This window comes from Shewanella litorisediminis, from assembly GCF_016834455.1.
Classification (GTDB): domain Bacteria; phylum Pseudomonadota; class Gammaproteobacteria; order Enterobacterales; family Shewanellaceae; genus Shewanella; species Shewanella litorisediminis.
In genome coordinates this window covers 3832334-3851675 of record NZ_CP069213.1, presented here as the reverse complement: position 1 = coordinate 3851675, position 19342 = coordinate 3832334, and the positions used below count along the sequence as shown (strand labels likewise).

Genomic DNA, 19342 nt, shown 5'->3' with positions numbered 1-19342 from the left:
GGTTAACGGCTGAACATTGGCTGAAAGTACTCAAAAACCGCGTTCAGGAAGCGTTCATGGCGAAGCGGATTTAATGGCTTCAACAAGTCAGTATGAGGACGCGACTATGAAGACTCCATTCCAAGGCACAGTTTCTTCCCTGAGTATCAAAACCCTCATGGCAGCCATGATGCTGGCGGGCACCTCGGCCTATGCAGAAACAGCAGCAGGCACACAAACAGGTACGCCCATTGGTGCGCCCATGGTGTCGGCCGTGGGGGCTCAGCTCAGCGACAAGCCAGACAGCAGCCGCTATGTGGACGACGCCATGGCCAGTGAACTCAAGGCCAGGGTGCAGCAAATCCAGGCCGTGGCCGCCGAGCCCAAGACCCGTGAACAGGTAACGGCGCAGAAAGAAACCAGCGCCAAACTGCAGCGCAGCCGCCAGCAAAGCTATGGCGTGTATCACGACTTCAGTTTTTACAATGCCTTTGCCCGCCTGTTTGAAGACAGGGACTACGATGGCTTCCATCGCAGTTTTTCGGTGACCTTCGATGCGGATGTGTATTCCAACTATCCCGACGAGCAAGTGCCCGTGTATGCCGAGCTGTATTTAAGCCGCAACGGCGGTGACTGGGTGCGTTACTTCACCACAGAGACCTTTTACATTCGCGGCGCCAATGAGCTGGATGACTACGAAGTGGTGACCACCCTGGCCCAGGGCTATGGCACAGACCATTACGATGTGCTGATTGACCTCTATGAAGTGGGCTACAGCGACATAGTGGCCACCATCAGCTCCGACGATACCGATGGTCTGTACGCCCTGCCCCTGGAAAGTGCCAACTATGACCAGGAAGAGGTGGTGATTGAAGTAGAAGGCGGTGGCAGCCTGAGCGCCGGTGCGCTGGCTTTGTTGGCGCTGGGTGCCTGCCTGCGGGGTCGCAGACAGGCTGCCAGGCTCAATCGTTAACGCCAGAATGAGGGTTATTCGAGGGTATCGAGCCAGGCCAGCAGTTCGGTCTGATGCTCCCCAAGCCGTGGCGGTGGCAGCGGCGAGTTAAGCGTCTCACCATCCATTCTCAGCGGGCTGCCCATAAAGGGCAGCCTTTCGCCGTTAAAGTCACGCACTATTTGCATCTGCCTGTGTTTGGCCTGGGGCTCATCGAGGGCCTCTGCCACGGTATTGATGGGTCCGGCGGGCACACCGGCGCCGTTAAGCAGCGCAAGCCACTCGCCCTTGGTTTTGCTCAGCATGGCGGCCTTTATCAGTGGCAGCAGCGCCTCGCGGTGGCTGACCCGCCCGGCATTGGTGGCAAAGCGGCTGTCATGGGGCAGTTCATTGAGTCCTGCCAGCTCGCAGAAGCGGGCAAACTGACCATCGTTACCCACCGCCAGAATCAGGTGGCCATCGGCGCAGGCAAAGGCCTGGTAAGGCACGATATTGGGGTGGGCGTTGCCAAGGCGGGGCGGATTGGTGCCAGCGGCGAGGAAATTTTGCGCCTGATTGGCGAGCATGGCGAGCTGCACATCAAACAGCGCCATATCGATATGGCAGCCAAGGTGTGATGACTGGCGCGCCACTATGGCCGCCAGAATGGCATTGGCGGCATAAAGCCCGGTAAAGAGGTCGGTAATGGCAACGCCGGTTTTCATGGGCTCGCTGGTATCGTCGCCGGTGAGGCTCATCAGCCCGCCCATGGCCTGTATCATAAAGTCGTAGCCTGCCCGGGGCGCGTCCGGGCCGCTCTGGCCAAAGCCGGTGACCGAGCAATACACCAGCTTGGGGTTTATCGCCTTAAGGCTTGGATAATCCAAGCCGTATTTAGCCAGGCCGCCCACTTTGAAGTTTTCCAGCAGTATGTCGCTGTGGCGGGCAAGCTTTTGAATTCGTGCTACATCTTCGGGATTTTTCAAATCCAGCAGCAGGGATTTTTTACCCCGGTTGGCGGCAAGAAAATAGGCGGCATCGCCATCGGTGTGGCCTCCGGCATAGGGCGGGCCCCAGTGGCGGGTATCGTCGCCGCCGTCAGGATGTTCAATCTTGATGACTTCGGCACCCATATCGGCCAGTAACTGGCTGCACCAGGGACCGGCCAGTACCCTTGAGAGATCCAATACCCGCAGGCCTTTGAGCGGTTGTTTCATGGAGTTTCCTTAACGGTTTACAGCTTGTTGTTGGAATAAGGGAAGGTGCGAATAAGTCCCGTGCTTGCTCTGCGTGTGCTTAAGGTGGATAGATGCAAGGCACAGTTTGCAGCGAATGGCCTTAGTCCTTCGCACCTCTTTGAATTCAAAAGCAGGTAACGCAGCAGATACCGCTGTAAGCCACGCCCTACGGGGCTTTGATAGCAACACCATTTCGGCGTTATTCAACTTCAGCAGGACGGCGGGGGCGCCCAGCCATGCCTTCAGTTGAATGCCTTGAACTGTCGTCGCTATCAAAGCCAGAGCTGTGCGAGGACTTGTTCGCACCTTCCTTAGTGCCGCTATTGACTTTATCCCTGCTGCTCCCTAGTCTGCAAGGTCAGTCATCAAGGTGGTATGCAATGGATATAAAGTACAATTTAAAACCCGCATCAGAGCGCCGCACTGAGCCCTTTGAACCTCAGGGAGACGTTGGATTCGGCAAGCTCAGAACTGACCATATGTTTATGATGGACTACAAGGATGGCCAGTGGCAGAACGCCCGTATTTTGCCCTACGGCCCCTTTGAAATGATGCCCGGCGCCATGGCGCTGCATTATGGCCAGTCCATCTTTGAAGGCGCCAAGGCCTTTATGCATGACGACGGTGAAATTTACACCTTCCGTCTCGACAAAAACGCCCAGCGCCTTAATCGCTCGGCCGACATCGTCTGTATCCCGAATATTCCCGAAGACGTGCAGCTTGAGGCCATCAACGCCCTGATTGATGTGGACCGCCTGTGGTTCCCCCGTCAGGAAGGTGCCTGTCTTTATATCCGCCCCTTTGTATTTGCCACTGAAGACCGCCTGTCAGTGAGCCCGGCGAACCAGTACACCTTCTGTGTGGTGTTAAGCCCAAGCGGTGCCTACTATGGCAAAAACCTCAATGCCATTCGCCTGCTTATTACCACCCAGTTCCACCGCGCCGTATCCGGTGGCACTGGTGCCTCCAAGGCCGCCGGTAACTACGCCGCATCCTTGCGTGCCGGCAAAGCCGCCGCCGCCCATGGTGCTGCCCAGGTGCTGTATCTGGACTCAACCAACCAGTACATCGAAGAAGTGGGCGCCATGAACCACTTCCATATCCGTAAAGATGGCACCCTGATTATTCCTGAGTTCACCGACACCATTTTGCGCTCCATTACCTCTGAGTCGATTCTGGCTCTGGGTAAAGAGCTGGGCTGTGAAGTGCGTCAGGAGACCGTAAAACTCAGCGATTTTATTGCCGATATCGAAGCCGGTGACATCGTTGAGGCCGGTGGTTTTGGGACTGCCGCCGTGGTCTCCCCCGTTGGCTCTTACATCTTTGAAGATGGCCGTATCGTGACCGTGGGCGATGGCAAGGTGGGTGAGCGCATCAGCCACATCTACAAGGTGTACACCGAGATGCAAAAGGGCCTGCGCCCCGCGCCGGAAGGCTGGGTGCGTAAGGTCGAGCGCCGCGGCTGATAGCCGGGCACTCAGCCAAAACAAAAAGGCTCCCGTGGGAGCCTTTTTCATGCCTGTAAACCGCTGGTAGCGCGGTTCAGGTCTCCAGACTGCTACTCTTCAGCAGCGCCATGGCATCCCTTGCTGACATGGGCTTGCCAAGCAGGAAGCCCTGCACCTGATCGCAGCCGTGTTTGCGCAGGTGCTCGAGCTGGGCTTCGTTCTCAACCCCTTCGGCCACCACATTCAATTCCAGACTGTGGGCGAGGGCGATAATGGCGCCGGTGATGGCGGCGTCGTCCGGGTCAGTGCTGATGTCGCGCACAAACTCCCGGTCAATTTTCAGGGTATCCAGCGGGAATCGCTTGAGATACGCGAGGCTCGAGTAGCCGGTACCAAAGTCATCCACCGCCAGCGACACCCCAAGGGCCTTGAGCCGCTGCAATACGGCCACAGATTCCTGTGGGCTTTTCATGATCATCGACTCGGTCAGTTCCAGCTCGAGGCATTTGGCCGGCAGTCCCGCCACCGCCAATGCCACTTCGATGGTGGACAGAATATCGGCCTTGAGCTGGCGCGCCGACAGGTTGACCGCTACATGGAGGTTATCAAAGCCTGCGGCAGCGAAGTGCGCCATATGGCGACAGGCCTCGTTGACCACCCAGTGCCCCAGTTGATTGATGATGCCGATTTCTTCGGCCAGCGGAATAAACTCCGCCGGTGAAATGGGCCCCAGCTCCTTGCTGTTCCAGCGCAGCAGTGCCTCAAAACCTGTGATACTGCCATCGCTGACCCGGAATTTGGGCTGGAACATCAGGCTGAGTTCCTGGCGGACTATGGCCTGCTTGATCCCGGCTTCCAGCTGCACGTGGCGCATGGCGTATTCGTTCAGCCTTAAGGTGTAAAACTGGAAGTTGTTTCGTCCCAGCGACTTGGCGTGGTACATGGCGGTATCGGCGTATTTCACCAGCGAGGTGCTGTCGCTGGCATCCATGGGGTAGAGGCTGATACCTATGGAGGGGGAAATATTCAGCGCCTGGTCTTCAAGAATAAAAGGTGTCTGAAAGGCTCGAATCAGCTTTTCAGCAATCACGGTGGCGGCCTTGGTCTTGGCAACGCCTTCCAGAATGATGGTGAACTCATCACCACCCAGGCGGGCCACGGTATCACCTTCGCGCACACAGTTTTGCAGCCGGTTGGCAACGGCCTTGAGCAGCAGATCCCCTATATGGTGCCCCATGGAGTCGTTGATGTGTTTGAATCGATCGAGATCCAAAAACAGCAAGGCCACCATGTTGCCGGTTCTGTGTGCCTGGGCCAGCGCATGATCCAACCTGTCCTGGAACAGGGTGCGGTTGGGTAAGTTGGTGAGCGGATCGTAGGAGGCCAGGAGGCGCAGGTCTTCTTCGGCCTTCTTGCGGTCTGTGATGTCGGTAAATACGGCCACAAAGTGGCTGGCTTCGGACTTGCTGTCGAGTACCTGATTGATTTCGAGCCAAATCAGGATAGAGCGCTGATCCCGGGTGCGGATTTTCAGCTCCCCGGCCCAGTGCTTATTGCGCAGCAGTTGCTGCTCTATGGCTTGGTAAATTTGTTGCTGCTTGCGGTCATGGGTTAAAAACAGGAAATGCTTGCCCTGCACCTGTTCAGGATTGAAGCCGGTGATCAGGCTAAAGGCCGGGTTGACCGAAGCGATACGGTAATCCAGGCCACCCACCACCACGGCCTCGTTCATGCTGGCCAGCACCTGAGCCGACAGCCTGAGTTCGTTTTCGGTGTTTTTACGGCTGGTGATGTCCTTATGGGTGCCCACCATACGCACGGGTTTGCCATGCTTATCCCGTTCCACCACCTTGCCCCTGTCCATGATCCATATCCAGTGACCGGGTCTGTCTTCGATGCGGTATTCGGCTTCGTAAAAGGCACGGCTGCCGTCGATATGCTGTTCGATGGCTTTGAGCACCCTGGGCTTGTCTTCCGGATGGATGCGATCAAGCAGCACTGGGCCATTGAGCTGTTGCTGTGTATGGGGGTGCATACGGGTGCGAAACACCTGACCGCTGGGAATATCCCAGTCCCACATGCCATCACCCGAGGCCCACAGCGCCAGTTTAAGGCGCTCTTCCGAGGCGCGGATACTGGTTTCAAAATCGCGCCGCTGGCGCCGTTTAAGGTGCCGCTCGCGCCATAACCATCCCAGAATAGCGGCAAGCGTGAGGGTATACAGCAAATAGGCCGGGGGCGTGCGATACCAGGGGGCGACCACGGTTAAGGGCACTGTGAGGATCTGGTAGCCCAGTGGGTTTTGCGCCAGCCCATGGCGAACCCTGAGCAGGTAATTACCCGGGCTAAGGTTGGTATAGGTGATGTGGGTCTGAGCCTGAGCGCTGCGCCACTGGCTATCAAAGCCCTGTAAATAGTAGGCAAACCGGTCAACTCCCGGATAGGAGAAATCCAGCGACGTGACTTCAAAGCTGACGACCTTGTCTTCGAAGCTCATCTCGACGCTGGGCGGGGCGCTCAGATCCAGAATACGGGTGCGCTTGCCGCCCAGGCTATAGCTGGTGAGTGCCAGCGGGGGCTCCTGACGTTTTTTGGGGATAAGCTCAGGCACAAAGCGGGTGATGCCATTAATGCCGCCAAACCAGAAATACCCATCCTGTCCGACAAATTTCACCCCGCCGTTGTACTCCTGCTCCTGCAGCCCCTCAAATTTGTTGAAAGTAATGATGCTGTCTTCACCTGGGGTATAACGGCTGATGCCCGCGTTGCTGGAAAACCAGAATTGACCCTGCCTGTCTTCCAGAATGGCATAGATGGTATCGCTGGGAACCCCTTCATTACTGCTCAAATGGCGAATATGCCAGCCGTCTTCTTCAAGGCGCAATATACTGATACCGCCGTGGGTGCCTACCCAAATATCGCCATTGGCTGCGCCATAGATATCGCGGATACGGTTGTTGCCAAGGCTGTTGCTGTTGCTCGGGTCGTGGGTAAAGACCTGGACTTCATTGGTGTTGGGGTTGAGACGGATAAGGCCATCCAGGGTGCCAATCCAGAGCCAGTCGTCGATAAATTCCAGCACCAAAATCTGGCTTTCAGTCAGCGTGTTGGCGAGCTTTTCACCCAGCGTGAAGCGCTGAAGCTCAGTTCCTTGAATGGGCAGATAAAACAGCCCTTCGTCAGAACCCATCCAGAGTGTGCCATTTTTGTCTATGGCCAGGGTGCGTCCCAGCCCCTTATGCTGGGGAGGCTGCAGCAGCCTGAAGGCCCCGGAAGGATGAAGATGGCCCAGGCCATAATTACTGGCAAACCAGAGTGAGCCTTCTTTGTCTTCGATGATGTCGCGCACCACCAGAGAGATGGCTTCGGGGGCGACGTTAAGGGCATTGGCAAAGAGATCTGTGTGATACTGGTAACTGTCTTCGTTGGGCTTGAGGGTTTTGAGTCCCGCGCCTTCGGTGCCAATCCAGATGACCCCATCGCGGGTTTGATGGATGGCCCGCACCATATTGACTTGTTGAGGTAAAGATATGCTGTTATCGAACAGGTGCTCGAAGTACTGGCGGCGGATATTGATTTTGTCGAGCCCCGAGAAGCTGCCGCCGAGCCACAGTACCCCGTTGGGGTCAAGCAGGACACTCATCAGGTTGTTGTCGCTGATATCGCGAAAACTGCGGGAGTTGTTTCTGTGGTAGCGGGCACGCCAGCGGTCGTTTTTTTTCAGCTCGATTAAACCGGCACCCGGGGCTATAGCCCAGATTTCCTCGGACGAGGCCAGGGTAAAATCCCGGATATCACCATGGAAGAACCCCTGGGGTTCGCTCTGCCACAGTGTTTTTGCCGTATGGGTATCCATCTCGTACTGCCATAACTCTTTGCCAATGGCGAGATAAGCAGTATTGCCTCGGCTGTGGATCTGATTAACAGGGCTGGTGGCGGGCAGCTTAAGCTTAACTATGTTGTTGCTGCTGATGGCATAGGTGCCGTGGGCCTGTGTGCCCACCAACAGATACTCGTCTTCTATATTGCCCAGGCTGGTTATCTGAGGTGTCAGCGCATTGCCAAGGGGAATGGGCCGGATCTGCCCGCTGCGTCTTTGCATTGCAAACAGGCCCTTCTCTGTCCCTATCCAGAGGCTGTCACCGATAACGGCAAGTCGTCTGACTCTAAGTTCGCTCAACCCATCGGCTTCGCCGTAGCGAGTAAATTTGCCCGTTTGCAAATCCAAACGGTTCACCCCCTGGGTGTAGGTGCTGACCCACAGGAAGCCTTCCGGGTCCTGGACTATGTCAGTGATGAAGCCTTCCGACAGGCTGTCTGCATTGCTGGGGTCGGGTAAGAAGACGCCAAATTCCTGGCCGTTGAAATAGTGCAGCCCATCCTGACTGCCGGCCCAGAGCATGCCGGCCTTGTCGGTATAGAGGCGAGTGATGGTGTTCTGATTCAGGCCGTCACTGCTGCTGAAATGCTGAAATTCCAGGGTGTTGTGATAGTGATAACTGCCGTGTTCTGCACTGGCCGGTAAGGCGCCAAACAGAAGAATCAAACTCAACAGAGCGCAAAATAGTGCTCGAAACATGCTTCTCCAATCTTCAAGGTATTGGCCTGTGCGCAGTGGGCTGCGTCTGCTTACGACCCGGATTGACAGTGCCGGGTGGCATGAATGCACTGCGATCCTTGCAGAGGATAACCTGGTGTTTCATTTTTGTTGTCAGTGTTAGATTTTAGCGTCGGGGAAAGGTGTGTCAATTTGCATGTAACGCAAAATGATAAAAAGAAAAAAGGCCCCGCCGGAAGGGAATAAGCGGAGCCTTCAAAAACCGAATTGAATGAGGTATTTCAGTGCTGCCAATGCCTCAATGAAAGATGTGGCTATTGGCTGAATCGGGGCATCCCTTGGGCCAGCGATACCAGCAGCGCCACCAATATCCCAAGCGCCATCAAACGCTTAAGCCAGATGATCTGCTTGGGCGATAGCAGCTTACTGCCCGCAAGTTTGCCCAGCGCCAGCCAGAGCACATCCACTAAGGTTGCCAGCAGCAGGCACACGGCGATGGTGAGTGCGTAGCTTGCCAGCGGGCTGCCAAGGGGCAGGGCAAACTGGCTCAGCAGTGACAACAGCGCCATATAGGCTTTGGGATTCATCAGGTTAAACAGCAGTCCATTCCTGAACCCTACGGCGTTGTCGCTATCGACCATCACCAAGGGGGCGGTGGCAATGCGAAATGCCAGATACAGAATATAGGCCGCCGCCAGCCACTTGAGCGTGCTTACCAGCACAGGAAAGCTTTGCAGCAGGCTGGCAAGGCCACTGGCCGCGGCCAACATGATAAGCAGCAGGCCAGCTATCAATCCGCCCAAAAATGGCAGGCTGCGCCTGAATCCCTGGGCGGCACCGAGGGCTGCCAATGTCAGCGGTGCTGGACCCGGTGAGCCCAGCAACAGCACAGTGGCGATGGCCAGTAAGGATAAGGCTTCAAACAAACTACAGGCCTCCGGTCACATCAATAATGCTGCCGCTGACAAAGCTGGCATCAGTCCTGGGGCACCCGCACCGTGCCTTCCATCAGAATCCGCGCCGAGCGGCTCATGATGGCCTTGGTGACGGTCCACTGGCCGTCCACTTGTTTGGCCTCAGCGCCAACCCGCAACGTGCCCGAGGGGTGGCCGAAACGCACTGCCTGCCGCTCACCGCCACCGGCGGCAAGATTCACCAGGGTGCCGGGAATGGCGGCCGCCGTGCCTATGGCCACCGCGGCTGTTCCCATCATGGCGTGGTGCAGCTTGCCCATGGACAGCGCCCGCACCAAGAGGTCGATATCATTTGCCTGCACTGTCTTGCCGCTCGACACCACATGGGTCATCGGCCTCGTCACAAAGGCCACCTTGGGGGTGTGCTGGCGGGTCTTGGCTTCATCGAGGGTCTTGATAAGCCCCATCTTGATGGCGCCGTGGGCGCGCAGCTGCTCGAACATGGCAAGGGCTGCGGGATTGCCGTTGATGGCCTCCTGCAGCTCGTCGCCGCGATAGCCAAGGTCTTCGGCATTGACAAAAATGGTCGGGATACCGGCGTTGATCAGGGTTGCCTGAATTTTGCCGCTTAAGTGCACCTCGGTGGGCACGTCCAGCTCGTCCACCAGATTGCCGGTGGGGAACATGGCGCCGCCGTCTTCGCCCCCGTCCTGAGAAGAGCCATCGGCCGGGTCGACAAACTCCAGCACGATTTCGGCCGCCGGAAAGGTCACCCCGTCGAGCTCAAAATCACCGGTTTCCTGCACTTCGCCATTAGTCACAGGCACATGGGCGATAATGGTTTTGCCGATATTGGCCTGCCAGATGCGTACTTCGCAGATACCGTTTTCAGGCACCCGGGAAGAATCCATCAAGCCTGCGTGAATGGCAAAAGCCCCCGCGGCGGTGGACAGGTTGCCGCAGTTGCCGCTCCAGTCGACGAAGGCGGTGTCGATGGACACCTGACCATAGAGGTAGTCCACATCGTGACCGGGCACGCTGCTTTTATTCATGATCACGCACTTGCTGGTGCTGGAAGTGGCGCCGCCCATGCCGTCGGTGTGCTTGCCATAGGGGTCGGGGCTGCCAATCACCCGCAGCAGCAGCGCATCACGCGCTGCGCCCGGCCCCCGGGCTGCCTCAGGCAAATCGTCGAGGCGGAAAAACACCCCTTTAGAGGTTCCGCCACGCATATAGGTGGCAGGAATGCGGATCTGTGGTTTAAACATACTTGTCTCCAAAAACCGTGGGCGGAACCTCAGCGGTAGAGGGAACTACCGCCAGGCACGGCAGTGCCTGCGAGCAAGGAAAAATCGCATTTTTGTGCAGCGATAAGGCGAAGCGGTTGACACCGCGAAGCCGGATCGACAAAGCATCCGCCACGCATATAGGTGGCTGGAATGCGGATCTGTGGTTTACATGCCATGGCATTGGATCCTTTGACATAAATTGGTTCTGAAAACTGTAAGCATCTCTGTCTTTAGCTCTTCGCTACCCGTTTCTCAAACACTGGCTGTTTCAGACGCAGGTATGTTGCGTGTGGGGCGAGGCGGCCGCGCGCAGTGTAGGAGGTCCTACATGAGCACGGCCAACAAAGCCCCGGGCGCAACAGGTCGCGTTATGAATTGGCCAAAAAGTCCTGGGCGAAGCGTTGGAGGACCCCACCTGCTTCGTAAATGGACACTTCTTCTGCGGTATCCAAACGGCAGCGCACCGGCACTTCCACTGTCTCGCCGGTTTGACGACGAATCACCAGCGTAAGCTCGGCACCCGGCGTACGCTCGCCCTTCACATCGAAGGTCTCGGTGCCGTCGATGCCATAGGTCAGGCGGGTTTCGCCCGGCATAAATTCCAGCGGCAACACGCCCATGCCCACCAGATTGGTGCGGTGAATGCGCTCGAAGCCTTCGGCCACAATCACTTCAACACCGGCAAGACGCACGCCCTTGGCGGCCCAGTCACGGCTGGAGCCCTGACCATAATCCTTACCAGCCACGATGATCAGCGGCTGCTTTCGCTCCATGTAGGTTTCAATGGTTTCCCACATGCGCAGCACCTTGCCTTCCGGCTCCAGGCGGGCGAGTGAGCCCTGCTTCACCTTGCCGTCAGCGTCTTTCACCATCTCGTTGAAGAGTTTGGGGTTGGCGAAGGTGGCGCGCTGGGCAGTCAGGTGGTCGCCCCTGTGGGTGGCGTAGGAGTTAAAGTCTTCCTCCGGCAGGCCCATCTTGGCGAGATACTCACCGGCGGCCGAGCTTGCCAGAATGGCATTGGAGGGCGACAGGTGGTCGGTGGTGATGTTGTCACCCAGCACCGCCAGTGGCCGCATGCCGCTTAAGGTTCGCTCACCGGCAAGGGCGCCTTCCCAGTAAGGTGGACGGCGGATGTAGGTGCTCTGTGGACGCCAGTCGTACAGTGGCTTCTCGGTGCCGTATTCCACCGCGAGATTAAACATAGGGTCGTACACGGCGCGGAACTGCTCAGGCTTCACCGACGACTTGATGATGGCATCGATTTCCGCATCCTCAGGCCACAGGTCTTTAAGCGTTACCGCGTTGCCATCGGCATCAGTACCCAGCACATCTTTTTCGATATCGAAGCGCACAGTGCCCGCGATGGCGTAGGCCACCACCAATGGCGGGGAGGCCAGAAACGCCTGCTTGGCATAGGGGTGAATACGGCCGTCGAAGTTACGGTTGCCAGACAATACGGCGGTGGCGTACAGATCCCGCTCGATGATTTCCTGCTGAATGGCTGGGTCGAGGGCGCCGCTCATGCCGTTACAGGTGGTGCAGGCGAAGGCGACGATACCGAAGCCGAGCTGTTCAAGATACGGCAGCAAGCCTGCTTCTTTCAGGTACAGCTCTACCGCCTTGGAGCCGGGCGCCAGAGAGGTTTTCACCCAGGGCTTGCGCACCAGACCTTTTTGCACCGCGTTACGGGCAATCAGGCCCGCGGCGATTACGTTACGGGGGTTACTGGTGTTGGTACAGCTGGTGATGGCGGCGATGATCACCGCGCCATCGGGCATCTTGCCTTCTTCCTCTTGCCAGTCGGCGGCAATGCCCTTGGCGGCCAAGTCGCTGGTGGCCAAACGGGCATGGGGGTTGGAAGGCCCCGCCATGTTGCGTACTACGCTGGAGAGGTCAAACGTCAGTACCCGGCCATAGTCGGCGCCTGTCATGGCATCCGCCCACAGACCTGTGGTTTTGGCATAGTTTTCAACCAGCTGCACCTGCTGCTCGTCGCGGCCGGTGAGGCGCAGATAGTCGATGGTCTGCTCGTCGATATAGAACATGGCGGCGGTAGCGCCATATTCGGGGGTCATGTTGGAGATGGTGGCGCGGTCACCCAGGGTGAGCGCCTTGGCGCCTTCGCCGAAGAACTCAAGGTATGCACCCACCACCCGCTCTTTACGCAAAAATTCGGTCAGGGCCAGTACCACGTCGGTGGCGGTAATGCCGGGGTTTGGCTTGCCGGTGAGCTCAACACCCACGATATCGGGCAGACGCATCCAGGAGGCGCGGCCCAGCATCACGTTTTCGGCCTCAAGGCCGCCCACACCGATGGCGATAACGCCGAGGGCATCCACGTGGGGAGTGTGGCTGTCGGTGCCGACACAGGTGTCGGGGAAGGCGATGCCGTCACGCACCTGAATTACCGGCGACATCTTTTCCAGGTTTATCTGGTGCATGATGCCGTTGCCGGGTGGAATTACATCCACATTGCGAAACGCCTTTTTGGTCCAGTTGATAAAGTGGAAGCGATCGTCGTTGCGTCTGTCTTCGATGGCGCGGTTTTTCTCAAAGGCATCCTTTTCAAAGCCGCCGTGTTCCACCGCCAGTGAGTGGTCCACAATCAGCTGGGTTGGCACCACAGGGTTTACCTTGGCCGGATCGCCGCCCTTGGCCGCAATGGCATCCCGCAGGCCGGCAAGATCTACCAGGGCCGTTTGGCCGAGAATATCGTGGCATACCACCCGGGCAGGGAACCAGGGGAAGTCGAGGTCTTGCTTGCGGAAAATCAGCTGGCTCAGGAAGTCGTTCAGGCGCGCAGGCTCGGCCTTGCGCAGCAGGTTTTCGGCCAGCACCTTGGAGGTGTAGGGCAGTTTGTCGAAGGCGCCGGGGGCGATGGCGTCCACCGCCTCGCGGGTATCGAAGAAGCTTAAATTGGTGCCGGGCAGCGGCTTACGGAATTGAGTGTTCATAACGGCGTTCCAGACATGCAAAAGGGGCGCGAATAGTGAGTGGCTGTTGTTTTTGGTGCGACAGGCGTTAAGGGGGCCGACTGCTCGTCGGCCCCGCGGTTATCAGCCGCGCTCGCTGATGGGAGTAACGCTGCGCAGTTCCACACCCACATAATCGGCGCTTGGGCGGATGATGCGGTTGTTGCTGCGCTGCTCCATCACGTGGGCTGTCCAGCCGCTGACCCGTGAGCATACGAAGATGGGGGTGAACAGCTTGGTGGGAATGCCCATGAAGTGATAGGCGCTGGCGTGGAAGAAGTCGGCGTTACAAAAGAGTTTCTTCTGTTCCCACATAAAGGCTTCACATGCCACGGAAACACGGTACAGACGGTCGTCGCCGTATTCCTTGGCAAGCTTTTCAGACCACTCTTTGATGATGGCGTTGCGTGGGTCGGACTCGCGGTAGATGGCGTGACCAAAGCCCATGATCTTCTCTTTGCGCTCCAGCATACCGGCCAGTACGTCGCGGGCGTGCTGCTCGTCGCGCATGTCCTGGATAAGCTCCATGGCCGCCTCGTTGGCGCCGCCGTGCAGCGGGCCACGCAGTGAGCCGATGGCACCGGTTACGCAGGAGTGCATATCAGACAGGGTGGAGGCACAGACGCGGGCGGTAAAGGTAGAGGCGTTGAACTCGTGCTCTGCGTAGAGGATGAGTGATACATCCATTACACGGGCGTGCAGGGCAGAAGGCGCCTTGCCGTGCAGCAGGTGCAGGAAGTGGGCACCGATTTGCTCGTCATCGGTCTCGGTTTCGATGCGCACGCCATCGTGGCTGAAGCGATACCAGTAGCAGATGATGGACGGGAACACCGCCAGCATGCGGTTGGTCACGTCAAACTGGTCAGCAAAGCTGTGTTCGGTTTCCAGGTTGCCGAGCATAGAGCAACCGGTACGCAGCACGTCCATGGGGTGAGCATTGGCGGGGATGCGCTCCAGCACTTCTTTCAGTGCCTGTGGCAGACCGCGCAGGCCCTTGAGCTTGGCGCGGTAGTTGTCCAGCTCCAGCTGAGTGGGCAGTTCGCCGTAGAGAATGAGAAAGGCCACTTCTTCGAAGCTGGCGTTTTCGGCCAGATCTTTTACGTCATAGCCGCGGTAGGTGAGGCCTGAGCCGGATTTACCTACTGTGCTCAGGGCGGTTTCACCGGCGCTTTGACCACGCAGGCCTGCACCACTCAGTTTTTTATCGGTTGTCTCAGCCATTTTGCATTCCCTCTCGTTAACTCGTTTGTTCTTGGCTGCCGGCATCGGGTAGGGTCGATGGGGTCCCGGCACTATTTATGGGTTACTTTTGGTGCCCCGGGGTCTTGCCCGGTGCGGGAAGCAGCTACTGCCTGGGCTTAATGCCCCGCTGTCTTCGTCCTTGCTTATCTTTTACTTGTTCAGGCCTGCGGCCTTATTTGTTTTTGCCTTCGGCAAAGAGGCGGTCCAGCGTGTCTTCAAAGCTGTGGTAGTTCAAAAACTCGTACAGCTCTTTGCGGCTTTGCATGGTGCCCAACACATTGCGCTGGTGGCCATCGTTCATCAGCGCCTGCATCACCTTCAGAGCGGCCTGGTTGGCGGCGCGGAAGGTGCCGAGCGGGTACAGCACCATGTCGGCACCGGCTTCATACAGGGCTGACTTGTCGAACAGCTCGGTCTGACCGAATTCGGTCATGTTGGCGAGGATGGGGGCTTTTACCGCGTCCTTGAACTTGCGGTACTGGGGCAGTTCAGTCAGCGCCTCGGCAAAAATCATGTCGGCACCGGCCTCGATATAGGCCTGGGCGCGCTCGATACCGGCGTCGAGGCCTTCCACGGCTACCGCGTCGGTGCGGGCCATAATGACGAAGTTCTCGTCGGTGCGGGCATCCACGGCGGCCTTGATGCGGTCAACCATCTCTTCGGTGCTTACCACGGCCTTGTTGGGGCGGTGGCCGCAACGCTTTTGCGATACCTGATCTTCCATGTGCACCGCGGCAACACCGACCTTTTCAAATTCCTTGATGGTGCGGGCGATGTTGAAGGCGCCGCCCCAGCCGGTGTCGATGTCGACCAAAAGTGGCAGCTTGGTGGCGGAGGTGATGCGACCGGCATCAATCAGCACATCGTTCATGGAGGTCATGCCCAGATCAGGCAGACCATAGGAGGCGTTGGCCACCCCGGCACCTGACAGATAGAGGGCCTGAAAGCCGGTCTTTTCGGCCATCAGAGCGAAATAGGCGTTGGTGGTGCCGACGATTTGCAGTGGCTTGGAGCGTGCCAGTGCGTCGCGAAAACGCTTGCCTGCGCTGTGGGTCATGCTGTCTCTCCCTTTAATTGCTGTGTATTGGCGAAGGTAGCTGAGCTGTGCTCACGGGCGCTGGCCTCGGCCTTGAGTTCTTTAAGACGCGCCTCTGTGTTGCGTCGTCCCTGTTCGATATGGCGCTGCATCAAGAGCGCCGCCAGCTCGCCATCACGCTCGGCAATGGCCTCGACTATGCGTCTGTGTTCGGCGATGGCACGGCTTGGGCGCTGGTGGTTGCTGCACTGATAACGGTACATGCGCAGCAGGTGGTACAGGCCACCCATCAGGGTTTCCTGCAGGTGTTTGTTGCCGCTGGCGCGGATGATTTGATAGTGGAAGTCCACATCACCCTGCTCCTGGAAATAGGTGTCACCCTGCTTGAGCGCGGCTTCCTGGCGTTCGAGCAGTGCCTGCAACTCGGCAAGTTGTGCCTCTGTGATCCGCTCAGCCGCGAGGCGACAGGCCATGGCTTCGAGGGTGGAGCGCAGGTCGTAGAGGTCGTTCAGTTCTTCCACTGAAAGCTGAGCCACCCGGGCACCCACATGGGGCATGCGCACCACCAAACGTTGGCGCTCCAGGGTTTGCAGGGCTTCACGGGTGGGACCGCGGCTGATGCCGAATTGGGCGGCCAGTGCCTGTTCGTTGATCTTGCTGCCGGGGGCCAGTTCGCCCTTGATGATGGCAGTTTGAATGGCGCTCAGGATCTGATCGGCCAGGGTGGCCGCGCCGCGCTCGCTGGCGCCGCGTTCAGTGCTGAGATCTTTTGGGGTGCTCTGGCTCATTGGGTGCTTGCTGCCGCTTTAGCTGCGGCCCTGTCGCTGACAATGGTTGAAAATTAGACCTCTTATGGCGGATTGTCAACAATCTGTTGACGTAGACGTAAGTCTAACCATTGGTGTATTTTGATTTAAAAGCGTCTTAAATTATTGAATAAAAACGCTTAATTAAAGGTGTATTGTTTGCTGTTTTGTTAGCGTTACAACGAGTTAAAAAGATTTATTGTCGACAACTGGCGGTTTTGCACTTTGTCTGCAAGGCATGGGATGATGTGGCTATCAGCCAATAAGGGTAGCTGCGGCGGTATTTCGCGAAAGACGCTGCCCCGTGTCGAGCAAAGAAGCAATGGAAAAAATTTTGGTGAGCGCCTGCCTGCTGGGTGAAGCGGTGCGATACGACGGCAAAGATAATCTGGTCGATTCGCCCCTGTGGCAAGGCTGGCAGCGTGAGGGACGCTTTGTCAGCGTCTGCCCCGAGTGCGCCGGTGGTTTGCCGACGCCCCGGCCTCCGGCAGAAATCAAGAGCCCGTCAGCAGACGTCAAAAGACGTGGCGCAGAAACACAGGTGCCTGATCCCAAAGACGCCATCCGGGTCGTTACAGTCACGGGGGAGGATGTGACTGCCCCCTTTGTGCAGGGCGCCGAGGCGGCATTAAGGCTTGCCCGTGATGCCAATATTCGTTTTGCTGTGTTAAAAGCCCGCAGCCCGTCCTGTGGCAATGGGCAGATTTACGATGGCAGCTTTTCCCGCACCCTGATTGAGGGCGACGGCATTACTGCGGCCCTGCTCGGTCGCCACGGCATTGAAGTGTTTACCGAATATCAGTTGCAGCAGTTGGCCGAGCGGCTGGCGCAGCTTGAGAACTGACCACGGATAAGCCACAGCCCCAATAAAACATCAGCCATAAAAAACGCCGACTCGGGTCGGCGTTTTTTATGGGCGATTTAGGTAACTCAGCGGCTGCGCTCGGCCAGCTCGCGGTAGCTGCTGGTGCTGGCCTTGTGCTCGGCCAGCAGCCCGTGGATTTGCTCATCTTTTTCCTGCCAGATGCCATTGAGCCAGCGCTGGAACTGGGCACGGTACTCGGCATTGCTGAAGTACTGCTTGTCGTCCACCTCGGGCACGGGCAGTGCTTCGACCCGAATCACTATCTTGCTCACCTTGCCCTGCATTACCCCGGCAAGAATGTCTTTGGGGGCATCGGGGTACACCACGGTGACGTTCAGCAGGTGGCTGAACTGCTCTCCCATGGCGGAGAGCGCAAAGGCGATACCGCCTGCCTTGGGGCGCAGCAGATAGCGATAAGGGGAATTTTGCCTGTCGCGCTTTTCTTCAGTAAAGCGGCTGCCTTCCACGTAGTTGATGATGGAGGTTGGCAGATCGCGGAATTTCTCACAGGCCTTGCGGGTGGTTTCCAGATCCTTGCCCTTGAGCTTGGGGTTCTTCTTGAGCTTCTCGGGGCTGGTACGGTTCATAAAGGGCATGTCCAGCGCCCAGCAGCCCAGCCCCATGATGGGCACATAGATAAGTTCTTTTTTGAGGAAGAACTTGAGCATGGGAATGTGGTTACGCAGGATATAGGTCTGGGCGGCGATATCGAAGCCGCTCAGATGGTTACTTATGACCAGATACCAGCCGTTTTTATCCAGCTGATCCAGGCCCTTCACGTCCCATTCGATTTTGGCAATCAGGCGCAGGATGCCGCCGTTACAGGTTGCCCACAGCCACATAAAGCGGTTCATCAGCCTGGTGATGTTGACCCTGCCTGCTTTAAAGGGCGTCAGCAGCTTAAACAGGCCGCCGATGCACACCAGCGAGCCGCAAATAGCGGTGTTGATAATGAGCAAGATGCTACTTATTACAAACAGCAGCGGCCCCGGCAAAAAATTAAACATGTTGTTCAACAACCTCTGATTTCAACTCTTCCTGCCCCGACAGTTGCTCGAGTATGCCATCCTTGCGCGACCAAATGCGATTGAGTTGTTCCTGAAAATCCTGTTTGAACTCGCGGTCGTTGATATAGTCACCGCGCATCTCGGCGGCGATGTCTGCCACTGTCACATGGACGCGGATTTCATCCACCTGGCCTGAAATAAATTCCCAGAAACTGGGCACCTTGCCGGGGTAGTAAATGGTCACGTCCACCAGTTTATGGATTTGCGCCCCCATGGCGGAGAGCGCAAAGGCCATACCGCCTGCTTTGGGGCGCAGCAAATGCTGGAAGGGGGAGTTCTGCTTCTTATGTTTGGCAGCCCGAAAACGGGTACCTTCCACAAAATTCATTACGCTCACCGGCTTGTCTTTGAACTTGGCACAGGCGCGGCGGGTGATTTCAATGTCTTTGCCCTTAAGCTTGGGGTTCTTTTTCAGCTCGGCGGTGGAATAACGGCGCATGAAAGGGAAATCCAGTGCCCACCAGGCGAGACCCAGCACAGGCACATAGAGCAGCTGTTGCTTGAGGAAGAACTTCAGGAAGGGGATCTTGCGATTAAAGATACGTTGCAGCACCAGAATATCGACCCAGCTCTGGTGGTTGGCTATCACCATGTACCACTCGTCACGGGTGAGTTCAGCGTCACCCAGCACCTCAATGCGCACCGGGTGCAGCACATTTTGGATAAAACCGTTCACTGAAATCCAGTTGGAGGCGCAACCATCCACAAGATGTGACATCAGCTTGCGCAGGGCAGGAATGGGCAGCAGCTTTACCAGACCAAGCAGCAGGATAGGGACAAACCAAAACAAGGTGTTAAGGGTGTAACCCAGAAAAACCAGTGAGCCTCGGATAAGCAACAGCAACGCGAGCATTCATACCTCCATAAATTTGTGGATGCCTATGTTAACCGTGAATGACCCATTGCTCAATCGCGCCGCAGTGCCGATGCGGTTGGCACTACCAGTGATGCCCGCTTGTCGGGTTGTCTCCATGGCCATTTTTGCGTTGCTTGGTAA

At 57.3% G+C, this 19342-nt stretch carries 13 protein-coding genes; 3 read left to right on the top strand and 10 right to left on the bottom strand.

The window, feature by feature from the left end; translation table 11 throughout:
- Positions 1 to 106: 106 nt before the first annotated feature.
- A complete protein-coding gene (locus JQC75_RS16975; RefSeq protein WP_239002035.1) occupies positions 107 to 952 on the top strand; it encodes a choice-of-anchor H family protein in 846 nt (281 codons plus the stop codon).
- Between the two features lie 14 nt (positions 953 to 966).
- On the opposite strand, the gene JQC75_RS16970 is transcribed toward JQC75_RS16975, so the two are convergent.
- A complete protein-coding gene (locus JQC75_RS16970; protein ID WP_203325192.1) occupies positions 967 to 2127 on the bottom strand; it encodes a CaiB/BaiF CoA transferase family protein in 1161 nt (386 codons plus the stop codon).
- A 401-nt stretch (positions 2128 to 2528) separates the two neighbouring features.
- On the opposite strand from JQC75_RS16970, the gene JQC75_RS16965 reads away from it, so the two are divergent.
- Complete coding sequence (locus tag JQC75_RS16965) at positions 2529 to 3614, top strand: branched-chain amino acid aminotransferase (protein WP_203325191.1); 1086 nt, start codon at positions 2529 to 2531, stop codon at positions 3612 to 3614.
- Between the two features lie 76 nt (positions 3615 to 3690).
- Here the strand turns inward: JQC75_RS16965 and JQC75_RS16960 are convergent, their stop codons facing one another.
- The 7 genes from JQC75_RS16960 to JQC75_RS16930 all read right to left on the bottom strand — a co-directional run bounded on the left by JQC75_RS16960 (position 3691) and on the right by JQC75_RS16930 (position 16395).
- Positions 3691 to 8175, bottom strand: coding sequence for an EAL domain-containing protein (locus JQC75_RS16960; protein ID WP_203325190.1), 4485 nt, complete (start codon positions 8173 to 8175; stop codon positions 3691 to 3693).
- 293 nt (positions 8176 to 8468) lie between these two features.
- Complete coding sequence (locus JQC75_RS16955) at positions 8469 to 9080, bottom strand: LysE family translocator (protein WP_203325189.1); 612 nt, start codon at positions 9078 to 9080, stop codon at positions 8469 to 8471.
- A gap of 50 nt (positions 9081 to 9130) precedes the next feature.
- Positions 9131 to 10336 (bottom strand): 2-methylaconitate cis-trans isomerase PrpF, encoded by a 1206-nt coding sequence (prpF, locus tag JQC75_RS16950; protein WP_203325188.1) that lies wholly within the window; start codon positions 10334 to 10336, stop codon positions 9131 to 9133.
- 389 nt (positions 10337 to 10725) lie between these two features.
- Positions 10726 to 13311: a Fe/S-dependent 2-methylisocitrate dehydratase AcnD gene (gene acnD, locus JQC75_RS16945; protein ID WP_203325187.1), complete on the bottom strand. Its 2586-nt coding sequence runs from the start codon at positions 13309 to 13311 to the stop codon at positions 10726 to 10728.
- Between the two features lie 102 nt (positions 13312 to 13413).
- Positions 13414 to 14550: a bifunctional 2-methylcitrate synthase/citrate synthase gene (gene prpC, locus JQC75_RS16940; protein WP_011761402.1), complete on the bottom strand. Its 1137-nt coding sequence runs from the start codon at positions 14548 to 14550 to the stop codon at positions 13414 to 13416.
- Positions 14551 to 14743: 193 nt separating this feature from the next.
- Complete coding sequence (gene prpB, locus JQC75_RS16935; RefSeq protein WP_203325186.1) at positions 14744 to 15628, bottom strand: methylisocitrate lyase; 885 nt, start codon at positions 15626 to 15628, stop codon at positions 14744 to 14746.
- Positions 15625 to 16395 carry a GntR family transcriptional regulator gene (locus tag JQC75_RS16930; RefSeq protein WP_203325185.1) on the bottom strand — a complete coding sequence of 257 codons (771 nt, stop codon included), beginning with the start codon at positions 16393 to 16395 and terminating at the stop codon, positions 15625 to 15627. Before JQC75_RS16930 ends, prpB begins: the two co-directional genes overlap by 4 nt.
- 340 nt (positions 16396 to 16735) lie before the next feature.
- On the opposite strand from JQC75_RS16930, the gene JQC75_RS16925 reads away from it, so the two are divergent.
- Entirely contained in the window at positions 16736 to 17257 is a 522-nt protein-coding gene (locus JQC75_RS16925; RefSeq protein ID WP_203325184.1) for a 2-thiouracil desulfurase family protein, read from the top strand.
- Positions 17258 to 17343: 86 nt separating this feature from the next.
- Here the strand turns inward: JQC75_RS16925 and JQC75_RS16920 are convergent, their stop codons facing one another.
- Both JQC75_RS16920 and JQC75_RS16915 read right to left on the bottom strand, forming a co-directional pair.
- A complete protein-coding gene (locus JQC75_RS16920; protein WP_203325183.1) occupies positions 17344 to 18285 on the bottom strand; it encodes an acyltransferase in 942 nt (313 codons plus the stop codon).
- Positions 18278 to 19198 (bottom strand): acyltransferase, encoded by a 921-nt coding sequence (locus JQC75_RS16915; RefSeq protein WP_203325182.1) that lies wholly within the window; start codon positions 19196 to 19198, stop codon positions 18278 to 18280. The genes JQC75_RS16920 and JQC75_RS16915 overlap by 8 nt, the downstream gene beginning before the upstream one ends.
- Positions 19199 to 19342: the final 144 nt, after the last annotated feature.